At 41.6% G+C, this 12740-nt stretch carries 16 protein-coding genes; all 16 read right to left on the bottom strand.

What is annotated here, in order from left to right; all coding sequences use genetic code 11:
* Window positions 1-2: 2 nt before the first annotated feature.
* Window positions 3-1172: a chorismate synthase gene (gene aroC / locus MFF31_RS19790; RefSeq protein ID WP_238190278.1), complete on the bottom strand. Its 1170-nt coding sequence runs from the start codon at window positions 1170-1172 to the stop codon at window positions 3-5.
* A gap of 208 nt (window positions 1173-1380) precedes the next feature.
* Complete coding sequence (locus tag MFF31_RS19795; RefSeq protein ID WP_238190280.1) at window positions 1381-1551, bottom strand: hypothetical protein; 171 nt, start codon at window positions 1549-1551, stop codon at window positions 1381-1383.
* A 72-nt stretch (window positions 1552-1623) separates the two neighbouring features.
* A complete protein-coding gene (locus MFF31_RS19800) occupies window positions 1624-2403 on the bottom strand; it encodes a CheR family methyltransferase (RefSeq protein WP_238190281.1) in 780 nt (259 codons plus the stop codon).
* Window positions 2404-2500: 97 nt separating this feature from the next.
* On the bottom strand, window positions 2501-3475 hold the full coding sequence (locus tag MFF31_RS19805) for a polyprenyl synthetase family protein (protein WP_238190283.1): 975 nt from the start codon (window positions 3473-3475) through the stop codon (window positions 2501-2503).
* Window positions 3476-4333 carry a menaquinone biosynthetic enzyme MqnA/MqnD family protein gene (locus tag MFF31_RS19810; RefSeq protein WP_238190285.1) on the bottom strand — a complete coding sequence of 286 codons (858 nt, stop codon included), beginning with the start codon at window positions 4331-4333 and terminating at the stop codon, window positions 3476-3478.
* Entirely contained in the window at window positions 4302-4976 is a 675-nt protein-coding gene (locus MFF31_RS19815; protein ID WP_238190287.1) for a UbiX family flavin prenyltransferase, read from the bottom strand. Before MFF31_RS19815 ends, MFF31_RS19810 begins: the two co-directional genes overlap by 32 nt.
* Window positions 4970-5845, bottom strand: a complete 876-nt coding sequence (locus MFF31_RS19820) for a UbiA-like polyprenyltransferase (RefSeq protein WP_238190289.1) — start codon at window positions 5843-5845, stop codon at window positions 4970-4972. The genes MFF31_RS19815 and MFF31_RS19820 overlap by 7 nt, the downstream gene beginning before the upstream one ends.
* Window positions 5842-6561 (bottom strand): demethylmenaquinone methyltransferase, encoded by a 720-nt coding sequence (locus tag MFF31_RS19825; RefSeq protein ID WP_238190291.1) that lies wholly within the window; start codon window positions 6559-6561, stop codon window positions 5842-5844. The genes MFF31_RS19820 and MFF31_RS19825 overlap by 4 nt, the downstream gene beginning before the upstream one ends.
* Before the next feature lie 6 nt (window positions 6562-6567).
* Complete coding sequence (locus tag MFF31_RS19830) at window positions 6568-7437, bottom strand: heptaprenyl diphosphate synthase component 1 (RefSeq protein ID WP_238190293.1); 870 nt, start codon at window positions 7435-7437, stop codon at window positions 6568-6570.
* Between the two features lie 121 nt (window positions 7438-7558).
* Window positions 7559-8128 (bottom strand): hypothetical protein, encoded by a 570-nt coding sequence (locus MFF31_RS19835; RefSeq protein WP_238190295.1) that lies wholly within the window; start codon window positions 8126-8128, stop codon window positions 7559-7561.
* A 208-nt stretch (window positions 8129-8336) separates the two neighbouring features.
* The gene (mtrB, locus tag MFF31_RS19840; protein ID WP_116044760.1) at window positions 8337-8558 is read right to left on the bottom strand and encodes a trp RNA-binding attenuation protein MtrB; all 222 of its coding nucleotides are present in this window, start codon (window positions 8556-8558) and stop codon (window positions 8337-8339) included.
* A gap of 148 nt (window positions 8559-8706) precedes the next feature.
* Window positions 8707-8982, bottom strand: a complete 276-nt coding sequence (locus MFF31_RS19845; RefSeq protein WP_238190297.1) for an HU family DNA-binding protein — start codon at window positions 8980-8982, stop codon at window positions 8707-8709.
* A 269-nt stretch (window positions 8983-9251) separates the two neighbouring features.
* Window positions 9252-10730, bottom strand: coding sequence for a stage IV sporulation protein A (gene spoIVA, locus MFF31_RS19850; protein ID WP_238190299.1), 1479 nt, complete (start codon window positions 10728-10730; stop codon window positions 9252-9254).
* Window positions 10731-11020: 290 nt separating this feature from the next.
* Complete coding sequence (locus MFF31_RS19855) at window positions 11021-11770, bottom strand: hypothetical protein (RefSeq protein ID WP_238190301.1); 750 nt, start codon at window positions 11768-11770, stop codon at window positions 11021-11023.
* A gap of 18 nt (window positions 11771-11788) precedes the next feature.
* A complete protein-coding gene (locus tag MFF31_RS19860) occupies window positions 11789-12136 on the bottom strand; it encodes a 2Fe-2S iron-sulfur cluster-binding protein (protein WP_238190303.1) in 348 nt (115 codons plus the stop codon).
* Window positions 12088-12738 carry a nucleotidyltransferase family protein gene (locus tag MFF31_RS19865; protein WP_238190305.1) on the bottom strand — a complete coding sequence of 217 codons (651 nt, stop codon included), beginning with the start codon at window positions 12736-12738 and terminating at the stop codon, window positions 12088-12090. Before MFF31_RS19865 ends, MFF31_RS19860 begins: the two co-directional genes overlap by 49 nt.
* Between the last annotated feature and the right edge of the window lie 2 nt (window positions 12739-12740).

Here is a 12740-nt window from a genome sequence, read left to right on the forward strand (position 1 = left end):
GCTTAGTACCGATCCAGTTGCTCAAGGTAGCTATTTACATTCGCACGAATTTCTTCGATTGAATCTCCGCCGAACTTCTCAAGGAATGCTTTCGCTACTTCCCAAGCTACAACATGTTCCATTACAACGCTTGCCGCAGGTACTGCACAGCTATCAGAGCGTTCTACTTGAGCTGTGAATGGCTCTTTTGTATCGATATCAACGCTACGAAGAGGTTTATATAGCGTTGGAATTGGCTTCATTACGCCACGAACGACGATTTGTTCACCATTCGTCATGCCGCCTTCGAAGCCGCCTAGACGATTGCTAGCACGATGGTAGCCCTTCTCTTCTGTATACAAAATTTCATCGTGTACAAGAGATCCTCTTAGTTTAGCTGCTTCAAATCCAATTCCGATTTCGCATCCTTTGAAAGCGTTAATCGATACGACAGCTTGTGCGATCCGACCATCTAACTTGCGATCCCACTGAACATGGCTGCCTAAACCAATTGGCACACCTTCAATGACACATTCAACAATACCTCCGATTGAATCGCCTTCAGCCTTGATTTGGTCAATATAATCCATCATCTTTTGCTCTGTTTCCTTATCAACTACGCGAACAGATGATTCTTCGGTTAAACGAATGAGGTCATCAACAGGCAGTTGGTTCGCAGGTGCTTCAATCTCCCCAATACGAATAACTTGTCCAGCAACTTTTATACCGAACTCAGCTAGCAATTGTCTAGCTATCGCACCTACAGCTACACGGGCTGCAGTTTCACGAGCACTGGAACGCTCAAGCACATTTCGCAGATCTTTTAAATTGTATTTTAAGCCACCATTAAGGTCTGCATGACCCGGTCGTGGACGGTGTACACGACGCTTCTCCTCGTCACTGCCTTCGATTGGCTCAATGTTCATAACTTTCGTCCAATGTTTCCAGTCATTATTCTGAACGACAAGTGCAACTGGTGCTCCTGTTGTTCTTCCATGACGAACCCCACCTACTACATCAGCAGTGTCCTTTTCAATTTGCATTCTACGTCCGCGGCCATGACCTTTCTGGCGACGATGCAGTTGAAAGTTCAATTCCTCGAAATCAATGGTTAAATTACTTGGCAAACCCTCTATAATTGCGGTCAATTGTGGACCGTGGGTTTCTCCTGCAGTCAAGTACCGTAAACTCATACCCAAACTCCTCCTTCAACGCAAGCTTTCTTTCGCCTGCTGTCATGAATTGCCCAAAACATCTTTGCTCATTATAGTATAGCGATGCAGGTTTGACAAGAAATCTTCTAATAGGCGTTGCAGTTTTAACGCTTTACCACAACGAAGAAGGGGCCGGCTCTTTCATCCAACTGGATGGAAAGTAACCTGGCCCCTCCGATATAAGCGATTACAACGTATTCATACTTCGCTCATTATTATGTATTACAGCTTCTGAAGTTAACTGCCAATCATTCACTAGTCTGTTCATTTGACCTTTATCTACTCCAATAATTTGTGCACATTCCTGAATCGTAATAAATCCATGCCGATATGCGTCAATTACTTTCCGCTTATCCATCTCCATCCGCCCTTCTGATCATGTAATGATAATGACTAGTATAGGAATAGATGGAAATTGGTATACATTCATCTATAAGCGGCGGTAAAAGAATGTGTCTGCTGTCTCAAACCCGAATTGGCTTGGCGAAAAAATTTGTTCTGTACTTCCTACAAACAATAACCCACCAGGCTTGAGTGCAGCAGAAAACTTATGATAAAGCTGGCTTTTAGCTTCTTCAGTAAAATAAATCATAACATTGCGGCAGACGATAAGATCATAACCAGAATCAAACGTATCATGCAACAAGTTCTGCTGCTTGAAATTAATTGATTTCTTAAGTACGTCTGATACAAGGAAAGCACCTTCTGATGGTGAAAAATACTTATTTCTGTAATCCATAGGAACATCCCTTAAAGACCGTTCTAAATAACTGCCCTCTTGAGCCTTTTGAAGTACGTTATTATCAAGGTCTGTCGCAAGAAGACTCGAACGTCCAAGGGCACCAAGCTCAGAAAGAATCATTGCAATTGTGTATGGCTCTTCACCAGTGGAGCAAGCAGCACTCCATACTTTAAGCTTCGGAGTAGTTACCAACATTTCAGGAAGAAATCGATTTCTAAGTACGTCCCAACGGACTGGGTTTCGCCAAAATTCTGAAACGTTAATCGTCATACGATCCAAGAACTCATTTAACAATGCCCGATTTTGTTCTATCGCTTGATAATATTGATCAAATGTTGAAAATCCGTGTTTCATTCGCAGCGTCGTTAAGCGTCGTTTCATTTGTGCTTCTTTGTATTGGGAAAGATCAATGTCGGTCTTTCGTTTAATACGTATTACAAATTGTGAGAAGTCCTGATCCTCTGACATGGCGTCCTCCAAGGATAACGGTGAAACAATAGCTTACCGTTATATCGTTTGATCGTAGCTGACTAGTTCATCCTGTGTACAGAAGACACTTTAACGATTAGTAGTTACGTTTACCGACGAAGTATGCAATGTCGGTAAGATTCTTTTTCGCCGTTATGTCGGGTAAATCCTTTAATGCATGTAAAGCTTTTTGTATGTATCGGTTAGCCATTTCATCAGCTAATCCTCCGCCTTCGCTATTTCTGATTAATTGGATTGCTCGTTTTGTATCGGCAAACCCATCAAAGTCACGAATTTTTTGGATTTCTTCCAGTAATGGACCTCTAATCTTTGCATCTTGAAGAGCTAATATAACTGGTAAAGTTACATTACCTTGACGTATATCAGAGCCAGGGGGCTTGCCAATTTGTTTCTCTGTTCCGTATAGATCTAGCAAGTCATCTCGAATTTGAAATGCCATTCCGACGTTATAGCCATAACGATATAGTCGGTTTGCTGTCGTACGATCCACATTCCCTGCTATTGCTCCAAGTTGACAACTAATGGCGATGAGTAGCGCTGTTTTCCGGCGAATACGCAGCATATAATTACGAATCGATTGCTCCGTATTAAAGAAATCACGGATTTGTTCCATTTCTCCGATACACATTTGTACCAATGCCTTCGACAATACTTGATGAATTAATGGATTAGGCAGCCCCGATGCAATTGCGAGCGCTTTACCGTGAATATAATCACCAGTGTACATTGCAATACGATTGTCCCATTTGGACTTTACGGTTAGTTGTCCACGACGCGTCTCAGCATCATCTATTACATCATCATGAACGAGTGATGCCATATGAATCAGTTCAAGAGGCACTGCAATACGCTTCATAACATCAAGCTTATAATCACCGAACTTGCCAGCAAGTAGGACGAATACAGGCCGTATACGTTTCCCGCCTGCTTTTAACAGATGTGTTGATGCCTCACTAAGAAGAGCATGATCATCGGAAACGCTTCGCTCCAGTTCATGCTCAATCTGATTCAAATCACCCTTCATCTTTGCATACAAGTCTAATAGTTTCATTCATTCACCTTTTTGGGGAGATTGTCCTTTATAAAAGCATAGTTCTACTTCACTCTGAAGCAAGTTCAGTTGTTTCGCATAACGGAAATATAGAGCTAACCCCTCTTGAAGTTTATCTCCAAAATCATATTGCAGAGATTGGAAATAAATAGTCCAATAATCGGATTTGCCACCTAGTCGTTCAATCGCACGTTTTACTAGTTCTTCCTGACGTCCAAGATTGTGTTTCTTGGTAGACAACAACGCATCATAAACGGAATGTATACCATCACCGTTTCTTTCTACGATCTCTTTGCGAGCTGCAACTACTGCGTATGTCATACCTAGATTAGTCCAGTTATTCCACTCTTCACCGAGATCCATAACATACAGACCTTCACAATTCCAAGAAGCTGCAATTGCGGGATCACCAATCAACAATGCGGCGTCTGCATCCCTTAACATTATTTCTAAGTTTGGTTCCGTGGGTATATAATCAGGTTTGCATTCGTAACGCATTTCCATAATAATTTTCAGCAAATTTACAGACGTTTCTGATGCAGTTGTCACTGCAATACGTTTAGGTCTTATTTTTTCAATCGGCTCTTTTAGAAACAAAATAATAGAATGTACGCGACCAATTGAACCGACAGACAACTGCGGCATCAATATATAATTTTGAGCAAATTGTCCATATGAAAATGAAGAAATAGCTGATAAGTCTAGCTCACCAACATTTAGTAATCGGTTAAGCTCAGATGGAACACGAGAAATTACTTCAAATGATCGCTCGCGCGCCTGTTTCTCAAATCCATAAAACAATGGCCAAGCGTTTGCGTAATCTATTTCACCGATGGTGATCGGGCGATTGAAGCCCATTATGCTCATCTCCCCATCTTCTGTACAAATCGTGATCTATGTCTATACTGTCTAACACTTTTCCAACTAAAAAGTTAATCATCTCATCCATTGATTGCGGTTTATAATAAAATGCCGGCATTGCCGGCACAATACGCACACCTAATTTGGCTAAAGTCAGCATATTTTCCAAATGAATAACATGTAAAGGTGTCTCTCTTGGTACGAGCAGAAGCTTACGTCCCTCTTTCAACATTACATCAGCAGCTCTTGTTAATAAATTGTTTGAGCTCCCATGTGCAATAGAGGACAACGTTCCCATAGAACAAGGAACAATGAGCATACCTTCAACTCGGAAGGAACCACTTGCAATTGATGCACCAATATCTCCATTCGGATGATAAATGAGATTGCCATCTGTTATGTGTTGACCAAATCTACGTTCAAGCGTCTCGGATCTTCGAACCGTTTCCCAGCCCATCTCTTCCTTCAGCACTCTCCAGCCAGCCTCTGTCACAACAAGATGAACCAAATATTGCTGCTGCAATAATTGTTCAACAAGACGTATTCCATAGATTGAACCGCTTGCACCTGTAATGCCAACAACCCATCTTTTTTGTTTAACTATATTTGCCCCACTCGCTTGAAACGAACCCACTACCATTGCCTTAACACCACTAAATCAACTATCGTGAAAAGAAACAATAAGACGCTTAACGTACCATTCATTCCGAAAAACGCAGTAGGCACACGAGACAAGTCAGTCGGCTTTACAAGCCAGTGCTGATAAAATAATAGTGTAATGGATAATAAAGCGCCTAACAAGTACATCCAGCTAAGCTGTGTCATCCAAAACAGTGCAATAAATCCGATTGCTGTAATGATGTGAAGCGAACGTGCAATCCAAATTGCACCTGTTAATCCAAAACGGGCTGGTATAGACTTTAAACCCGCTTTACGGTCATATTCAAAATCTTGTGTCGCATAAATAATATCAAAACCTGCAATCCACAGTGCAACCGTCCCATACAACAGCCATGCTGCTCCGTTGAACTCGCCTGTTATAGACACCCATCCACCAAGCGGTGACAATGCTATCGTTAAACCTAAGACGATATGACATAACCAAGTGAATCGTTTCGTATACGAATATAATACAAGGAAAAAGACTGCGATTGGCATTAGCTTTAGTGCAATTGGTTCTAAATTAATCGTCGCTAAAAATAATAATCCAAATGAAACAATTATAAATAATAGAACCTCTGCCGACTTAAGTAAGCCTGCTGGAAGCGCTCTACCGTTTGTTCTTGGGTTGTGGAAGTCTATTGCTTTATCGATTAGACGATTAAGACTCATCGCCGCACTTCTTGCCCCGAACATTGCCAATGAGATCCAGCCTATTTCACTCCACGAAGGTAATTGCCCCTCCATCATAACTGATCCCAGAATAGCACCGATGTAGGCAAATGGTAATGCAAATATTGTATGTTCAAATTTAATCATTTCAAGAATAATGCCTAGTTTGCGAATCATAGCTGCCCATCATTTCCCTTCGTACCCATATGCAAAGCGGCAATACCGCCGAAAAACAGATTCACTTCGGTATTATGTAAACCTGCCTGCTTAAATAGCTCCGTTAATTGCTTGGAGTCAGGAAATAATTTCAATGAAACAGGGAGCCACTGATATTCTTTAAACCGATTTGCAATCATCTTGCCGAAAAGTGGCATAATTCGTTCAAAATAAAAATTGTAGATGCCTTTGAATGGTTGCCATGTTGGTTTCGAAAGTTCCAGGCAGACGACTTTTCCACCCGGCTTAACGACACGATGCATTTCACGCAACACTTGCAAATAATCTGGAACATTACGTAATCCGAAACCGATCGTTACATAATCAAACGTGTTGTCCTCATACGGTAAATTCATCGCATTGCCTTGAACCAATTCAATTTGTCTGCCAAGAGCTTCCCTTGCTACCTTCTCAGCGCCAACGTTCAGCATATTTTGACTGAAATCAAGACCGATAATATGGCCTGTCTCACTTGCGCGGGCAAGATCAATAGTCCAATCTGCCGTACCGCAACAAATATCAAGAGCATTCTGCCCCTTCTGAACGTTCATCTTGTACATCGTATACTTACGCCATGCTTTATGTCTTCGGAAGCTTATCACATCGTTCATAAAATCATATTTAGGTGCGATAGTTTCGAATAAGGCATGTACGTGACTTTTAGAGTTTGTATCCACCCTATCTCACCTCATTTCATTTAGGGCGGGTAAGGAATTGTTGATGTTATTATTCAAGCTTTCCAAAATCCCGCTAATTTCTTTAACTAATATGTCCGACTCGAGCTTTGCTGCTACTGCCTTCATTGCTTCAACAGCGAGCTTTAGCTTTTTATTTAAATGTTTTCGAGAATCGTATTTTTCTACCATATCTCTTATAAATGCCCTCTCAAAAGGCATTGAAGTCAGACGATGACGCTCTTCCTCGTTACCTGATTGGAGCAAATACCAATAGGTCCAGCTCTTCTCAAAACGTTCTTTGCTTTCACTCCGCTCAATCTCATCTAGGGCAACCTCGAATCTGCTAACGCCATTAAGTAGCTCAGGCCATAGCCTTGAGAGAGTACCTTCGAGCAATGTTGAAAATTGACCAAACATTTCACTCCTGAGTTGAACTGCGAAGCCGAAGTATTCATCCGCTGTTAATCGCAGTTGCCTCATACGTATATACAGATTCACCTTTAGTCGGTTTACTTCGCAAACTGCGTTGCTTATTTTTGTAATCATCTCGATTTGTCCCGCTTCAGCTAAAAGTTGATAGAAACGAGCACTGAAAAAGTCCCCAGCCAGCACGTTAAGCTGCCTTGAACGCATCTCTTTTTCTGAGCGCCTTGCCGTCTCCGTATCAATAAGATCATGTGTATCCATCCCAAGCTGAACGAGTGAAATAACGAGTGTATATAGCTCACTATGCTTACTCAACGTCGGTTGTTGATTCAGAAATGCATATAACATTCGTAATCTAGGACCTGCTATTGGAGGAAGTTCCGTGTGCGTATGTATCATATCATGTTTCGCATATTGTTGTGTCAATTCTGTAATGCGGTATGTTGTCATGGTAAAAGCCTCCGAACGTAAGTAGCAGGGTTTGCCGCTCAATAATCTAAACTATTATATCACAACTTCGGATCAGAGAATACGAATCCGATTTTATGTTCACCGTTTCGCCCCAAAGGCATTATTGCATGTGTGAAGATTGCGCCGAGTAGCCTTGAGCATTGCCAAACCGCGTCATCCAAGCCTTCGTAAAGCTAAGTCGAAGACGCTTTCGCCAAGTCTCATCATAGGCTGGATTCGCATAATCAAGAGTTTTCAATTCTCTAACGAGCCATTCATCCGATTGCCTCACATCAATTGCTGCAAGAAGTCTTTTTCCATCTTCATCTCTCTCAACTATCCGTACAAGTAGCCTATTGACGTTATCTAGCTGGACGAACGAAACGTTTATTAGCTTCTTAACATCATTGAACCAAGTTTCTGGTCTACCGCCATCTGCAGCTACTAACAGTTCAAGCGACAGCCTTGAATTACTCCACTCGACATGTCCGATCTTTTCTTTAAATGGAATTGCGAGTAAAACATCAACCAGATTCGAGGTAGTAAGATGATCGATTGAACTACTTTTAAATACAACGATATTGTTACGCTCTTCCTCATTCTTCGATAAAGTGCCTATTACCCATACCAAACCTATTGTGATGACTAATGTTAACGCGTAAGCCGTCACAATTGATTTCCTGACTCGCATTGCTGCACCTCCATGCTACTACGAATGAGAACTTGCCATACTTTAAGTTTGTTCAATCCAAACTAGACTCATACTATCAATGGCTTATTCAACATTGTACGAGATTGCATGGACAATTATTCAGCTTGTGCAATATTGCTGAGGTTGTTCCAGTATGAATCTATAAACACAACAAAAAAGCAGGCATCGCCTGCTTCATGTACAATCATTACTGATCCGTTTCTACGGTACCATATTTCGTCATAACGATCGCTTTACCTCTAATTTTGATTGCAGAGGTGTGGTCAGTAAACTGACAGATTAAAACTTCGTTTTTATCGAGCTTCTCTGTATGATGAAATCGTGTATCCTGACCACGTGTCAGTCCGATTACCTGAACACCTTGATCCTTTGCTTTCACTACAATATAATCGCCAACCGTAGGCTCCATGGTGATCCCTCCGCATTTGTCGTTCAAAGTCATCCATGTGAATTATAGTGGAAGTCGCTATATAGTGCAATGACTAGTCTCTATTTTCGAGAGAAAAGAAAGACGCTCAAACAAAAATGCGTTCGAGCGTCTCACCTAAACATATACGTTAATTGGATACAAGGTCCTTAAGAGATTTGCCTGGTTTAAATGCCGGCATCTTGCTAGCAGCGATATCAATCTCCTCGCCAGTTTGAGGATTGCGGCCTTTACGAGCTTGACGCTCGCGAACTTCAAAGTTTCCGAAGCCAACTAGCTGTACTTTATCACCGCTTTGCAATGCATCGGAGATTGCTTCAAAAACAGCATCAACTGCTTTTGTCGCATCCTTCTTAGACAATTCCGTTAATTCAGCAACTTTTGTGATCAAATCAGTTTTATTCATGGTTTCACCTCCTTAAAAGTTTTGCGAAGCAAAACTTACTTCGTAAGCATAGGCTTAGTTTTGCGAAGCAAAACTTACTTCGTAAGCATTAGCTTAATTCTCATCATATCCATCTTATTAACTGAAAACTTCAAATATATACCTTTTGACCGAACAAACCTATAGTAATACAGTGTAATCTCAATTTCAAGTCTACTGCTGGTGAAAACTAACAAAAATACCGCCTCGTTCATTACGAGGCGGCATTTACCATACAATCGAGCTATTAATTACAATATTATCGCGATTAAACCACCTGAGCCTTCGTTTATAATTCTGCCAAGTGTTTCTTGCAGTTTATAACGAGCATTGTCCGGCATCATAGCTATTTTTCCTTGAATGCCTTCTCTTACGATGGAATGAAGTGATCTGCCAAATATGTCTGACTCCCATATTTTGATCGGATCATTTTCGAAATCTTGCATTAAGTATCGCACGAGCTCTTCGCTTTGCTTTTCTGTTCCGATAATCGGAGCAAATTCTGACTCGACGTCTACACGAATCATATGAATGGATGGTGCTGTTGCTTTTAGTCGAACGCCAAACCTTGAGCCTTGACGTATTAGCTCAGGCTCATCAAGCGCCATCTCAGCAAGCGAAGGAGCCGCAATTCCATAACCAGTCGTTTTCACCATTTCGAGCGCTTCTGCGAATCGATCATATTCACGCTTAGCATGGGAAAACTCTTGCATGAGCTGGAGCAGATGATCCTTGCCTCTTATTTCGACGCCTACGACCTCCATTAAGATTCGGTCATATAACTCATCCGGCGCATACAAATCGATTTCAGCTACGCCCTGCCCCATATTCATGCCACTTAACCCGGCCCGAGCAATAAAATCATAATCCATAAACTGCGTAACAACTCGTTCCACATCTCTTAGACGGCGAATATCTTTAACCGTATCACGGACGGAGTTTTCATAATTGCTGCGCAACCAGTGATTATCATTTAGAACCATTACCCAGCTTGGAAGATTTACGTTTACTTCATGCACAGGAAACTCGTACAGCACCTCGCGTAGAACAGATATTACTTCTTCTTCACCCATCGTTGCAACACTCAAGGTGATAACTGGGATATCATACTTCGCTTGTAATTCACTTCTAAGTTGCTGAGCTTCGTCACTGCGTGGACGAGTAGAGTTAATGATGAGTACAAATGGTTTGCCTACCTGCTTCAACTCGTCAATGACACGTTCTTCAGCAACAACATACGAGCTTCTAGGAATTTCTGCAATTGAACCATCAGTTGTGACAACTACACCAAGTGTAGAATGTTCTTGAATAACTTTACGTGTGCCAATCTCAGCTGCTTCTTGGAATGGAATTGGCTCATCAAACCATGGAGTCGTTATCATACGAGGACCATTTTCATCCTCATAACCTTTGGCACCTTCAACCGCATAACCAACACAATCGACTAATCTAACATTCACTTCAAGCCCTTCTGCAACTTTGAGCTGGACCGCTTGATTTGGTACAAACTTCGGCTCAGTCGTCATAATGGTTTTGCCTGCCGCGCTTTGAGGAAGCTCATCTACGGCTCTTATGCGTTCTGCTTCATTAGCGATGTTTGGGAGTACAACAGTCTCCATAAACCGTTTAATAAACGTTGATTTGCCAGTTCGGACCGCCCCAACTACGCCGAGGTAAATATCCCCGCCGGTACGTTCGGCTATATCCTTGAAAATGTCTACTTTCTCCACTGAATATCCCCTCCCAATTGATTTTCCGGTTCGCCGCCATCCACCGGACAAAAGGGCAGGCCAGCGACGCAACTCGTACATACTTTTTGGACTAGTAACATCTTATGTTCAGACTGTCCAAATATGACGATTCAATTTGTGAAAACTTTTTTTCCGGTTAATCCAACTTCCCTTCCAAGATTGAAATATATGAGAATATCGTTCTGACTATGACTATCGAAATCAAAAAAACATATAAAAAAGAAAAAATCCTTCCCAAAGATGCAGGGAAGGATCGAATATTTGTCCTATTACGAATGAACAGCAACCGGTTCACCATTAATAAGCTTATAGATAGGTGCTTTTACAGGAACAAAATCAGATGAATCAACGAGCAAACTTCTAAGATCGAAATTTTCATCTTCGTTAACAGTGCCATTCTTTTGAATCAGTTGCATGATATCAATTCCATAGTCAGTATAAACAACACCATTGTCATCGATAAGTGCTCGCAACGTTTGTCCAGAGAAAACACTACTTATAGTAGGTGCCTTTTGATTCATCATTGCATAGTCAATCTCATAGAAACCAGGGTACATCGCATCCTTTTTCGGAAGCACCCCACCATCTTGAATATGTAGCTTAACCCAGTTCTGAATATCATTCATCTTTTGGAAACTGACGATATCCATTAGCTTTACACGAGGTTTTGTATCTTCATCGATAATAATAAAATAATAATTTCCACCGTTTTCAAAAGCAGCAGTTGGAGGCGAACTCATATAATTTTTACTTTGAAGCTTTGGGAAATCGATTCTAAATTTCTCATACTTAGGCACATCCTGACCACTGTTCAATATCGGCAACAGTTTCAAGTCACTATAATACTGATCAATTGCCCCTTGCACGTTTCGAATCGCTTCCTTGGGAGCAACGTTTTGCTTTAAGTTTTCTTTTGGGTATAGGCATCCCGTTAATGGCAGTATGAAAAGCATGATTGCTATCATCGTTGCCGTAAAACGCAACAACCGATTAGCTCCATGCTTATATTTTGTATTCATTCATAATCCTCCATTCCCTTACCATAACTCATCATCTTGTTCCTTTTGTCTTGCCAACGCTTTAGCTACCGCAGATTGAAGCGGATCTGGTAACAACTCAACATCCGTTTTACCTGAAACTCTTGTTTGGCATGACAATCGTATATTTTTTTCTTCCATGCCAGCAAGTTTGCGTCGTTCTTCATCACCAATAGGAAGAAGCTCACTTTCTGGTCTAACGATGACTTTGCACATAAAACAAGCTGCCTTACCGCCGCAACGAGTCTTAATGGATATACCAGCCTTTCTAGATGCATCTAGAATAGTTGTACCTCGTCTTACTCTGACTGACCGACCGGATGGCCAGAAGAATACTTCAACGTCCATTCCAGCTCACCTTCCTTCTGATCATCTATCCATGAATGTACATGATTAATTGTGTTTTTGGGGAAGTTGTTACTTTCTTCAATAAGGGCAAATGCCGCTTCATGCTTCCCAGGAGCTATCCTAATCGCACTCGAGATCAGTTGCACCCGGTCAACTCTGTTTCTAAGCGCATTGAACCACAACTCATGGGCTAGAGGCACGATATGTACCACTCGCTTCATTTCAATGTTCCCAACATCAAGGGACAAGCCATAACGTCTGAGAACCCTATTTACTTCCGTTCGATATAGACAGCCATGAGCCGTAATTTGAAAACCTCCAACTAGTTCTACACGATAATTCTCGATTAGATAATGACTAAGCGTCGAACGATAAATATCGGTGACGCTAATTTCGGGTTCATCAATAGCGTATTGTTGCAACGCATGGTGAACAAAGGGAATGTCAGCATCATCACAATACAAATCGATATCACGCGGCCCAGATGGCAATCCGATTCCTCGCAGTAGCAATCCTGCGCTTCCACCAAGCATCCATCTATCGCTGCCTGCTGCTTCAATAATAGACGCCAGCGCTGCTCTTATAGTTGAGTCCTCTCTCATGC

Source organism: Paenibacillus sp. L3-i20, assembly GCF_022180385.2.
Classification (GTDB): Bacteria; Bacillota; Bacilli; order Paenibacillales; family Paenibacillaceae; genus Pristimantibacillus.

Bases quoted from the DNA above. Each gene is read 5' to 3' on its own strand.
- MFF31_RS19795 (WP_238190280.1), bottom strand. From the start codon at position 1,551: ATGGATAAGCGGAAAGTAATTGACGCATATCGGCATGGATTTATTACG.
- MFF31_RS19805 (WP_238190283.1), bottom strand. From the start codon at position 3,475: ATGAAACTATTAGACTTGTATGCAAAGATGAAGGGTGATTTGAATCAG.
- MFF31_RS19835 (WP_238190295.1), bottom strand. From the start codon at position 8,128: ATGCGAGTCAGGAAATCAATTGTGACGGCTTACGCGTTAACATTAGTC.
- MFF31_RS19800 (WP_238190281.1), bottom strand. From the start codon at position 2,403: ATGTCAGAGGATCAGGACTTCTCACAATTTGTAATACGTATTAAACGA.
- MFF31_RS19810 (WP_238190285.1), bottom strand. From the start codon at position 4,333: ATGGGCTTCAATCGCCCGATCACCATCGGTGAAATAGATTACGCAAAC.
- MFF31_RS19820 (WP_238190289.1), bottom strand. From the start codon at position 5,845: ATGATTCGCAAACTAGGCATTATTCTTGAAATGATTAAATTTGAACAT.
- MFF31_RS19855 (WP_238190301.1), bottom strand. From the start codon at position 11,770: ATGAATACAAAATATAAGCATGGAGCTAATCGGTTGTTGCGTTTTACG.
- MFF31_RS19815 (WP_238190287.1), bottom strand. From the start codon at position 4,976: ATGGTAGTGGGTTCGTTTCAAGCGAGTGGGGCAAATATAGTTAAACAA.
- MFF31_RS19830 (WP_238190293.1), bottom strand. From the start codon at position 7,437: ATGACAACATACCGCATTACAGAATTGACACAACAATATGCGAAACAT.
- MFF31_RS19865 (WP_238190305.1), bottom strand. From the start codon at position 12,738: ATGAGAGAGGACTCAACTATAAGAGCAGCGCTGGCGTCTATTATTGAA.
- mtrB (WP_116044760.1), bottom strand. From the start codon at position 8,558: ATGGAGCCTACGGTTGGCGATTATATTGTAGTGAAAGCAAAGGATCAA.
- MFF31_RS19860 (WP_238190303.1), bottom strand. From the start codon at position 12,136: ATGGACGTTGAAGTATTCTTCTGGCCATCCGGTCGGTCAGTCAGAGTA.
- aroC (WP_238190278.1), bottom strand. From the start codon at position 1,172: ATGAGTTTACGGTACTTGACTGCAGGAGAAACCCACGGTCCACAATTG.
- MFF31_RS19845 (WP_238190297.1), bottom strand. From the start codon at position 8,982: ATGAATAAAACTGATTTGATCACAAAAGTTGCTGAATTAACGGAATTG.